At 61.7% G+C, this 9,015-nt stretch carries 17 protein-coding genes; 6 read left to right on the forward strand and 11 right to left on the reverse strand.

Translation table 11 applies throughout. From position 1 onward, the window contains the following. Positions 1 to 93: 93 nt before the first annotated feature. Genes rpsQ through rpsJ form a run of 11 tightly spaced genes read right to left on the reverse strand, consistent with a single transcriptional unit; the run spans position 94 to position 5,269 of the window. Entirely contained in the window at positions 94 to 375 is a 282-nt protein-coding gene (gene rpsQ / locus I6J72_RS09360; protein WP_039673717.1) for a 30S ribosomal protein S17, read from the reverse strand. Between the two features lie 2 nt (positions 376 to 377). Next, positions 378 to 608 carry a 50S ribosomal protein L29 gene (rpmC, locus tag I6J72_RS09365; protein ID WP_005276944.1) on the reverse strand — a complete coding sequence of 77 codons (231 nt, stop codon included), beginning with the start codon at positions 606 to 608 and terminating at the stop codon, positions 378 to 380. Next, positions 608 to 1,024, reverse strand: a complete 417-nt coding sequence (rplP, locus tag I6J72_RS09370; protein ID WP_070673490.1) for a 50S ribosomal protein L16 — start codon at positions 1,022 to 1,024, stop codon at positions 608 to 610. The genes rpmC and rplP overlap by 1 nt, the downstream gene beginning before the upstream one ends. Before the next feature lie 3 nt (positions 1,025 to 1,027). Then, on the reverse strand, positions 1,028 to 1,774 hold the full coding sequence (gene rpsC, locus I6J72_RS09375; protein WP_070673489.1) for a 30S ribosomal protein S3: 747 nt from the start codon (positions 1,772 to 1,774) through the stop codon (positions 1,028 to 1,030). Next, on the reverse strand, positions 1,774 to 2,136 hold the full coding sequence (gene rplV / locus I6J72_RS09380) for a 50S ribosomal protein L22 (RefSeq protein ID WP_039673710.1): 363 nt from the start codon (positions 2,134 to 2,136) through the stop codon (positions 1,774 to 1,776). Before rplV ends, rpsC begins: the two co-directional genes overlap by 1 nt. A gap of 3 nt (positions 2,137 to 2,139) precedes the next feature. Then, complete coding sequence (rpsS, locus tag I6J72_RS09385) at positions 2,140 to 2,418, reverse strand: 30S ribosomal protein S19 (RefSeq protein ID WP_010189646.1); 279 nt, start codon at positions 2,416 to 2,418, stop codon at positions 2,140 to 2,142. A gap of 13 nt (positions 2,419 to 2,431) precedes the next feature. Further along, entirely contained in the window at positions 2,432 to 3,268 is an 837-nt protein-coding gene (gene rplB, locus I6J72_RS09390; RefSeq protein WP_039673706.1) for a 50S ribosomal protein L2, read from the reverse strand. 39 nt (positions 3,269 to 3,307) lie between these two features. Then, entirely contained in the window at positions 3,308 to 3,613 is a 306-nt protein-coding gene (gene rplW / locus I6J72_RS09395) for a 50S ribosomal protein L23 (RefSeq protein ID WP_039673704.1), read from the reverse strand. Continuing rightward, positions 3,613 to 4,275, reverse strand: coding sequence for a 50S ribosomal protein L4 (gene rplD / locus I6J72_RS09400; RefSeq protein ID WP_204098993.1), 663 nt, complete (start codon positions 4,273 to 4,275; stop codon positions 3,613 to 3,615). The genes rplW and rplD overlap by 1 nt, the downstream gene beginning before the upstream one ends. Beyond that, positions 4,272 to 4,928: a 50S ribosomal protein L3 gene (gene rplC, locus I6J72_RS09405; RefSeq protein ID WP_070673486.1), complete on the reverse strand. Its 657-nt coding sequence runs from the start codon at positions 4,926 to 4,928 to the stop codon at positions 4,272 to 4,274. Before rplC ends, rplD begins: the two co-directional genes overlap by 4 nt. 35 nt (positions 4,929 to 4,963) lie before the next feature. After that, a complete protein-coding gene (rpsJ, locus tag I6J72_RS09410; RefSeq protein ID WP_003848085.1) occupies positions 4,964 to 5,269 on the reverse strand; it encodes a 30S ribosomal protein S10 in 306 nt (101 codons plus the stop codon). Between the two features lie 661 nt (positions 5,270 to 5,930). On the opposite strand from rpsJ, the gene I6J72_RS09415 reads away from it, so the two are divergent. The 6 genes from I6J72_RS09415 to I6J72_RS09440 are packed head-to-tail and all read left to right on the forward strand — an operon-like array spanning position 5,931 to position 8,994. Continuing rightward, entirely contained in the window at positions 5,931 to 6,419 is a 489-nt protein-coding gene (locus tag I6J72_RS09415; protein WP_204098994.1) for an Asp23/Gls24 family envelope stress response protein, read from the forward strand. Beyond that, entirely contained in the window at positions 6,420 to 6,755 is a 336-nt protein-coding gene (locus I6J72_RS09420; protein WP_070673484.1) for a hypothetical protein, read from the forward strand. A gap of 9 nt (positions 6,756 to 6,764) precedes the next feature. After that, positions 6,765 to 6,959, forward strand: a complete 195-nt coding sequence (locus I6J72_RS09425; RefSeq protein ID WP_042529283.1) for a hypothetical protein — start codon at positions 6,765 to 6,767, stop codon at positions 6,957 to 6,959. Beyond that, positions 6,959 to 7,864, forward strand: a complete 906-nt coding sequence (locus I6J72_RS09430) for an Asp23/Gls24 family envelope stress response protein (protein ID WP_239107304.1) — start codon at positions 6,959 to 6,961, stop codon at positions 7,862 to 7,864. Before I6J72_RS09425 ends, I6J72_RS09430 begins: the two co-directional genes overlap by 1 nt. Then, entirely contained in the window at positions 7,857 to 8,435 is a 579-nt protein-coding gene (locus I6J72_RS09435) for a DUF6286 domain-containing protein (protein WP_204098995.1), read from the forward strand. Before I6J72_RS09430 ends, I6J72_RS09435 begins: the two co-directional genes overlap by 8 nt. Further along, on the forward strand, positions 8,428 to 8,994 hold the full coding sequence (locus I6J72_RS09440) for an alkaline shock response membrane anchor protein AmaP (RefSeq protein ID WP_204098996.1): 567 nt from the start codon (positions 8,428 to 8,430) through the stop codon (positions 8,992 to 8,994). Before I6J72_RS09435 ends, I6J72_RS09440 begins: the two co-directional genes overlap by 8 nt. Positions 8,995 to 9,015: the final 21 nt, after the last annotated feature.

Genomic DNA, 9,015 nt, shown 5'->3' on the forward strand with positions numbered 1-9,015 from the left:
ATCTCAGTGATACCACAATGGCACCGCGCTTGGGATCGCAAAACCCCGGCACCGCAAGGTGCCGGGGTTCGTGCATCGTAAGAGGGCTAGGTTTTACTTAGCCTTCTCCACGATCTCGACGAGACGGAAGTGCTTGTCCTTGGACAGCGGGCGAGTCTCGGAGATGAGAACGCGGTCGCCAATGCCGGCGGTGTTCTCTTCGTCGTGCGCCTTAACCTTCTTGTTAGTACGCATAATCTTGCCGTAAAGGGCGTGCTGCTTGCGGTCCTCGAGCTCGACAACGATGGTCTTGTCCATCTTGTCGGAGACAACGATGCCGGTGCGGGTCTTGCGAGCGCCCTTTTCCTTCTTAGTGTTCACGTTTGCCTCACTCATGATTAAGCCTCAGCTCCCGGAGCAACGGACAGGCCCAGCTCGCGCTCGCGCAGAACGGTGTAGATGCGGGCGATGTCGCGCTTAACCGTGCCGATGCGGCGGTTGTTGGTCAGCTGGCCGGTGGCCTTCTGGAAACGAAGGTTGAAGAGCTCTTCCTTCGCGTCCTTCAGGCGGGTCTCCAGCTCAGCGTTGTCGAGCTCACGGAACTCGTGGGCGGGGGTACCGGTAGCCATTAGAACTGGTCCTCCTTCTTGATGATGCGGACCTTGCACGGAAGCTTCTGACCAGCGCGGCGCAGTGCCTCGATGGCGGTTTCCTCGTTCGGGTAGGTCATCTCGAAGAGGACGCGACCCGGCTTAACGTTGGCAACCCACTTCTCGACCGGGCCCTTACCGGAACCCATACGAACACCGAGCGGCTTCTGGGTCAGCGGGCGGTCCGGGAAGATGTTAATCCAGACCTTACCGCCACGCTTGACGTGGCGGTTGATGGCGATACGTGCGGCCTCAATCTGACGGTTGGTGATGTACGCCGGCTCAAGAGCCTGGATGGCGTAGTCACCGAAGTTGATGCGGTTACCGCCCTTGGACACACCCGAGCGGTTCGGGCGGTGCTGGCGACGGTACTTGACGCGCTTAGGAATCAGCATGGATTAGCCCTCCTGCTTCTGCTGTGCGCGCTGACGACGCTGGCCACCACGACGCGGACGACCGTTACGGTCACCGCGGCCACGGCCCTGCGCCGGAGCGTTCAGTTCGGACTCGCGCACGCCACCGACGACGTCACCCTTGTAGATCCACACCTTGATGCCGATGCGGCCGAAGGTGGTGTGGGCCTCTGCGGTGCCGTAGTCGATTTCGGCGCGAAGGGTGTGCAGCGGAACGCGACCCTCGTGGTAGCGCTCGGTGCGGGACATCTCAGCGCCGCCCAGACGACCAGACAGGAGGATCTTAATACCCTTAACCTGCGGCTGGCGCATAGCGGACTGGATGGCTTTGCGCATTGCGCGGCGGAAGGCCACGCGGTTTACCAGCTGCTCGGCGACGGACTGCGCAACCAGGGTTGCGTTGGCGTCAACCTGCTTGACCTCGAGGATGTTGAGGGCAACCATCTTGCCGGTGAGCTTCTCGAGCTCGCGGCGGATGCGGTCAGCCTCAGCACCGCGGCGGCCGATCACGATGCCCGGGCGGGCGGTGTGAATGTCGACGCGGACGCGGTCGCGGGTGCGCTCGATGACGACGTCGGCAATGCCGGCGCGGTCGAGGCCCTTCTCCAGGTACTGGCGGATCTTGATGTCTTCGGCTACGTAGTTGGCGTAGTCCTTATCGGCGTACCAGTGGGTCTTCCAGTCGGAAGTGATGCCCAAACGTAGGCCGTGAGGATGGATCTTCTGGCCCATTACTTGGCCCCTTCCTTCTGGCTCTCGACAACCACGGTGATGTGGCTGGTGCGCTTACGAATCATGAATGCGCGGCCCTGTGCGCGCGGCTGGAAACGACGCATGGTCGGACCCTCGTTGGCGTAGGCCTCGGAGATGACCAAGGTGCGCGGGTCCAGGCCGAAGTTGTTCTCAGCGTTGGCAGCTGCAGATGCAACAACCTTGGCAACCGGCTTAGCGGCGCCCTGCGGAGCGTACTTCAGGATTGCAAGTGCCTCGGATACGGACTTTCCGCGAACCAAGTCGATGACGCGGCGTGCCTTCATCGGGGTAACGCGGACGTAGCGAGCCGTTGCGGATGCGGAGGTGATGGTGTCACTCATCGCTTATCGACGTCCCTTCTTGTCGTCCTTGACGTGACCCTTAAAGGTCTTGGTGGGTGCGAACTCGCCAAGCTTGTGACCAACCATGGAGTCCTCGACGAACACCGGCACATGCTTGCGGCCGTCGTGGACGGCGAAGGTGTGACCGATGAAGTCGGGCAGGATGGTGGAGCGGCGAGACCAGGTCTTGATGACCTGCTTGGTGCCGGCCTCGTTCTGAGCATCTACCTTGTTGAGGAGGTGCTCATCGACGAACGGGCCCTTCTTCAGGCTGCGTGGCATTGTTTACCTCCTCTTAGCGCTTCTTGTTCGGGCGACGACGGCGCACGATCATGTTGTTCGAGTAACGGTTCGGGTTGCGGGTGCGGCCTTCCTTGTGGCCCCACGGCGACACCGGGTGGCGACCACCCGAGGTCTTACCCTCACCACCACCGTGCGGGTGGTCGACCGGGTTCATAACGACACCGCGGACGGTCGGGCGGACGCCCTTCCAGCGCATACGGCCGGCCTTGCCCCAGCGGATGTTCATCTGCTCGGCATTGCCAACCTCACCGACGGTGGCGCGGCAACGGATGTCGACGCGACGGATCTCGGAGGACGGCATACGCAGGATTGCGTACTTGCCTTCCTTACCCAGCAGCTGGATGGAGGCACCAGCGGAGCGAGCCAGCTTAGCGCCAGCGCCCGGCTTGAGCTCCACAGCGTGGATGGTGGTACCGGTCGGGATGTTGCGCAGCGGCAGGTTGTTGCCCACCTTGATATCTGCGTTCGGGCCGGACTCGACGACGGTGCCCTGCTTCAGGCCCTTCGGGGCGATGATGTAGCGCTTCTCGCCATCTGCGTAGTGCAGCAGGGCGATGTTAGCGGTACGGTTCGGGTCGTACTCGATGTGAGCGACCTTTGCAGGGATGCCGTCCTTGTCGGTACGACGGAAGTCGATGAGACGGTAACGGCGCTTGTGTCCACCGCCGATGTGGCGGGTGGTGATGCGGCCGTAGTTGTTACGACCACCAGTCTTGCTCAGCGGGCGCAGCAGGGACTTCTCCGGAGTGGAACGAGTGATTTCCTCGAACTGAGACACGGAGGATGCGCGGCGACCCGGAGTTGTCGGCTTGTACTTACGAATAGCCATAATTCTTCCTTTTCCTTATCGGCTCTTTAAGCCGTTCTGCTAGCTAGCAGAACCGCCGAAGACGTCGATGGAGTCGCTGCCTTCACGGAGCGTCACGTAGGCGCGCTTGGTGGACTTACGCTGACCGTAACCGGTGCGGGTGCGCTTACGCTTACCTGCACGGTTGACGGTGTTGACGGAAGCAACCTTCACGCCGAAGATCTGCTCTACGGCATCTTTAATCTGGGTCTTGTTGGAGTCCGTGGAGACGTAGAACGTGTAGACGTTCTGCTCCATCAGGCCGTAGGACTTCTCGGACACAACCGGTGCGATGATGACGTCGCGCGGGTTAGCGAGCTTAGCCATTACTTCTCCTCCTTAGCTTCCTCGGCGCCGCCGGTGGCGCGCTCGACGAAGGTGTGCAGAGCCTCAACGGAGAACACAACGTCGTCCGAGTAGAGAACGTCGTAGGTGTTCAGCTGGCCGGCGTCCAGGATCTGGACGTTCGGCAGGTTGTTGGCGCTGCGGCGAGCATTAATGTCCTCGCGGCCGATGACCAGAAGAACGTTCTTGCGGTCGGTGAGGCGCTCGATGAAGGCCTTGGCCTGCTTGGTGGACGGGGTCTGACCCGGGACGAGCTCCTCGATGACGTGGATGCGCTCGTTACGTGCACGGTCAGACAGTGCACCGTAGAGAGCAGCCTTGATCATGCGCTTCGGGGTGCGCTGGGAGTAGTCGCGCGGAACCGGGCCATGCACGGTGCCACCGCCGGTGTAGTGCGGTGCACGGATGGAGCCCTGGCGGGCGCGACCGGTGCCCTTCTGGCGGAACGGCTTACGGCCACCGCCGCGAACCTCGCCGCGAGTCTTGGTCTTGTGGGTGCCCTGGCGAGCAGCAGCGAGCTGAGCGTTGACAACCTGGTGCATCAAAGCGATGGATGCTTCGGTGTCAAAGAGCTCGGCCGGCAGCTCAACAGAGCCGTTGGTCTTACCGTCAGCGGTCTGGACGTCTAGCTTGAGGTTGCTCATGCGTGTGCACCGCCCTTCACTGCGGTCTTAACGGTGACGAGGCCACCGCGCGCACCAGGGACAGCGCCCTTGATGAGCAGCAGGTTGGACTCGGCATCAATCTTCTGAATCTTCAGGTTCTGGGTGGTCACGCGGTCCTGGCCCATGCGGCCAGCCATGCGCTTACCCTTGAAGACGCGGCCCGGGAACGAAGCGCCACCGATACCGCCGACGCGGCGGTGAGCAGCCTGGTTACCGTGGGCAGCGCCCTGGCCTGCGAAGCCGTGGCGCTTCATGGCGCCGGCGTAGCCGTGGCCCTTGGTGGTGCCGGTGACGTCAACGAAGGTCACGCCCTCGAAGATATCCACCTTGACCTCCTGACCCACCTCGTATGCAGAGGTGTCATCCATGCGGATTTCAGCCACGTGGCGGCGCGGGGTCACGCCAGCCTTCTTGAAGTGACCAGCGGCCGGCTTGTTGGCCTTGCGCGGGTCCTTCTCACCGAAGGCAATCTGGATGGCGTCGTAGCCATCGGTTTCTTTCGTGCGGATCTGGGTAACCACGCACGGCCCAGCCTCGACGACGGTGACCGGCACAACGCGGTTCTCCTCGTCGAAGACCTGGGTCATGCCGAGCTTGGTGCCCAGAATGCCCTTGATCTCGTTTTCACTCATAATTAGTTCTCCACCAAATACGTTGTGTCGATCGCTTACTGGATATTCACGTCGACGCTTGCCGGAAGGTCGATGCGCATAAGAGCGTCAACGGTCTTCGGGGTCGGGTCGAGAATGTCGATGAGGCGCTTGTGAGTGCGCATCTCGAAGTGCTCGCGAGAGTCCTTGTACTTGTGCGGAGAACGAATAACGGCGTATACGTTCTTCTCGGTTGGGAGCGGCACCGGACCAACAACACGAGCACCCGTACGGGTTACGGTCTCAACGATCTTCTTTGCAGAAGCGTCGATAGCCTCGTGGTCGTAGGCCTTCAGCCGAATGCGGATCTTTTGTCCCGCCACGCTTATCCTCTTCCTCGCTTCCCCACTTTCACATTCCCGGCCTTTCCGGGGCGTGAAGCGGTGGGAAATTGCTTCTCGATTTCTCTATAACGTTGTCCGGGCATGGAGCCTTGGCACAACGCCAGTTGTCTGACTGTCATGACGACCATGAGATACAGCGCTAGGCAAATGCCCAGCCCGTGCAGTGCTCATGACGGGGTACAAGACCCGTAGTCAAAGTCAATAGGAAGAAGACTGGGGCGTTCGATCACAGATCTGCAACCAAAGTCTTATTCATATACTGCCGCTGTTTATTTGCCATGCTCCTTCTCCGGTCCATCGTCTCGGGGGTGTCTCTGCTCAAACGCGGACCTAGCCCGATCAGATGACCTTCGAGTGTGACTCGTTGAAGCCTCACAACAAAGGTGTCATGTTCGCTTTACCAGCAACAACGCCCTACAAGCTTGTGCCTGCGGCTACGTTGCTGTGTTAAAGCAACCCCTGTATTTAAGCATGTAACCTCCCGTTTTCCAAACCGCTACGAAAACCGTGCCCAAAGTCACGTTTCAGCCAAAGTTTGTCTCCCCCACCCCACAGGGTCCGAGTTCAGCGATAAGCTCGGGGACAGCGACCACATGCCGCTCGACTAATCACCCAACCCAAGAATTGAGAAGGTTTCACCATGGCTGACAACACCACCCCGAAGGACGTTGCTGAGAAGACCGAAGCTACTACCCCGGCTCCTGCCCCAGAGCGCAACAAGAACCTCGAGACGGAGTTCGGCACCACCCGCATTGACGACGTCGTGGTGTCCAAGATCGCTGGTATCGCCGCCCGCGAGGTCTCCGGCGTGGCCGCCCTGGGCGGTGGCGGTGCCCGCATGATGGGATCCATCCGCGAGTCCTTCGGTGCCTCCGAGGATGTCCGCCAGGGTGTCTCCGTGGAGGTTGCTAATGGCACCGCTTCCATTGATATCGCCATCATCGCTGAGTACGGCGTGGCTATCCACGAGCTGGCCGAGGCTATTCGCCGCAACATCATGAATGCTGTAGAGCGCATGACCGGCCTGTCCGTTGACCGCGTCGACGTGGTGGTTCACGATGTCAAGCTGCCGCGCGAGGAGCAGGAATCCGAGGACACCACTCCGGCCGTCACGCAGGGCCAGGCTTAAGTGAGCCAGCAGACCCCACAACTCACGGCGGAGGCCGCGCGGGCGATTGTGGAGGCGGTGACGGGACTGAGGGGCGTCGCCAAGCTCAGCCCCGGCCGTTTCGGCGAAGTGGCCCTGCTCTTCCCGGGCGAGCGTATCCACGGCATCTCCCGGCCCACACCGCGCGATGATACCTACCTTGAGCTGCACGTTGTCGTTGATGTCAGTAGTGACGTCGTCCTCGCCGAGCTTGGCGACGCCATCCGCGACACCGTCCGCAGCACCTGGCCCGCCGCACGTACCGTTGACGTCGTCTTCGCCGATGCAGTTGACTCTGCTGCCTCCCCACAGAACTAAAGGAAAACCATGAAGAATTACACCTCCCTCGGCGTTCTCGCCGGCTTGGTTCTCGCCTTTTTCATCTACCTCGGCGTCTGGTACGTCGTTCTCGCGGTGCTTCTAGCCGCGATTGGCGGCGTGGTTGGCGCGCACTTCGATGGCCGCATCGACCTCACCGCCGTATGGAAAGGCGTGGTTGGCCAGGATAGAGGCCAAGGCTAGTGACGACTCCGTTCGACGACACAGGCCGCACCCAGTTCTCACTGCGAGCGATGGAAAAGGTCATTAGCTCCGCCATTGCCAGTGTGCCGGGAACCGCGGCTGTCGACGCCAAACTAGCCGGCCTTGCTGGCCGAGCCTTTCCGCGCGTCATGGCACAGATGGATCCGGATACGAAGGTCGTGGCGGTTGATGCTGACATTGCCGTGTACTGGCCGTCGCCGGTGACGGATGTGGCGTCGGCAGTGCGCACCGCGGTATCGCAGGCCGTGCTGGACTTTACTGGCTTTCGCACGACCCGCGTCAACGTGACCGTTGGTGGCGCGGTGGCCGGTGAACGCACCTCCGCGCTTGAAGTAGCTGCGCGCAGGCCGCTCGCTGCACGCGTTCCGGCCTCCGTGACGCCCCGTGAGCTCAAGCCCGTGACGACCTCGCGTGGCGTGGCTGTTCGCCAGATTGCTACTCCTACCCCAGCCTCTGTGCGGGGCGTTGAGGCGCCAGTGGAAACGACGGTACGGTCGGTGGGCTTGCTGGGCGATGTCCCCGTGCGGGCCTCCGGCTTTGCTCCTTCGACGCAGCGCTACGAGTCGTTGCGGCCAATTAGCGCTGCTCCCCAGCAACGCCTGCGCAACGTCCACACTCCCCCGCCGGTAGCCGTGCGGCCGGTGGAGATGCCTGGTGAATTCCGCCTGCAGCGCGTTGAGACTCCTCGTCCGGTCCAGCCGCGTTCGGTCGAGGCACCCCACCCAGTGCAGCCGCGCCGCGTGTCCGCACCGCAACCGACTGCGCTGCAGCCGGTGGAGATTCGTCCGTCGGCGGACTTCACCCGCCGGGTTGACGTTCCCCGTCCGGCCCCGTTGCGTGCCATTACCATTGCCCCGTTCGGCGAAGGAGCCCACCATGAGTGAGAAGACTCTGCCGGTCACGTTAGGCCAGCGCCCGAAGGCCTCACCGCCGGCGCGTACGTGGACTGTCATCTTGGGCATCGTGTTGCTTGCCGCCGCCGTAGTTGCGGGCCGGGAGGCCTGGGTAGTCGGCGCGGACGAGGGCGGGCAGTCCTGGCTGCAGCCCTTTATCGACGTCATGTCGAAACCCGACGTTGAGACATGGATGCTTATCGGCGGTGGTATCGGCATTGTGGTGGGTCTCATACTGCTGTGGGCGGCCTGCGCGCCGCGTAAGACGACGCATGTGCGGATCGCCTCGTCGGAGGCGTCCATGTGGCTGCGCGCGGTGGACATCGCGCGTATTGCCTCTGCTGCCGCTCGCCGCGTTCCGGGTGCTAGTGCCGCGCGCAGCCGGGCCAAGATATCCGCCAACCGCGCCAGCCTTATTGTCACGGCCACGGGTGACCTAGAGGATGCACAGCTCAAGGAACGCGTCACCGATGCGGTAGAAGCCGCGCTTGCCGACGTCTCCCCAACCCCCACACTCACCGTTGTCATTGAAAACGATCAGGAGGCGATTGCCAATGTCTAAGAAGCTGGCCGGCGTGGACCGCACTATTCTTGCCATTCTGGGCATTGTGCTCATCGCGTTAGGTGCGTGGCCGATTCTCATTCACTTCAACGTGGACTTCGCTACCTACTTGGCGGAATGGGTTGACCACGACACGTGGGCTGGGCTGCCGGAGCAATCCTGGTGGGTCTATGTTTTGGCTGCCGCCACGGTGGTGTTGGCGTTGATGGGGTTGTGGCTTATCATTGCGAATCTGCGTCACCACCGGTTCAATACCGTGCATTCTGACGCCTCCAATGAGGACGGCGCCATTAAGACCAGCATGAATGCCATTGCGGGTGCGGTGGCCGATACGTTGTCCAACGTCGAGGGCGTAGAGAAGGTCTCGCGCTTGGTTGCCTATGACCGTGGCCGCCCAACGCTGCAATACGAGGTTCTCGCTGATCCGGATACCCCGCTTATGCGCATCAAGGATGCCATTGAGGTCAATGACAGCGATTTCCGTGCGGCCTTCCCAGACGCGGACCTGGATACCACTTACAAAGTGCACTTCACCAAGGTTCGCAGCGCCATCGCATAAGTAGGCTTTTGAGTTAAGCTC

The organism is Corynebacterium sp. FDAARGOS 1242 (assembly GCF_016889985.1).
Lineage (GTDB): Bacteria > Actinomycetota > Actinomycetes > Mycobacteriales > Mycobacteriaceae > Corynebacterium > Corynebacterium minutissimum_B.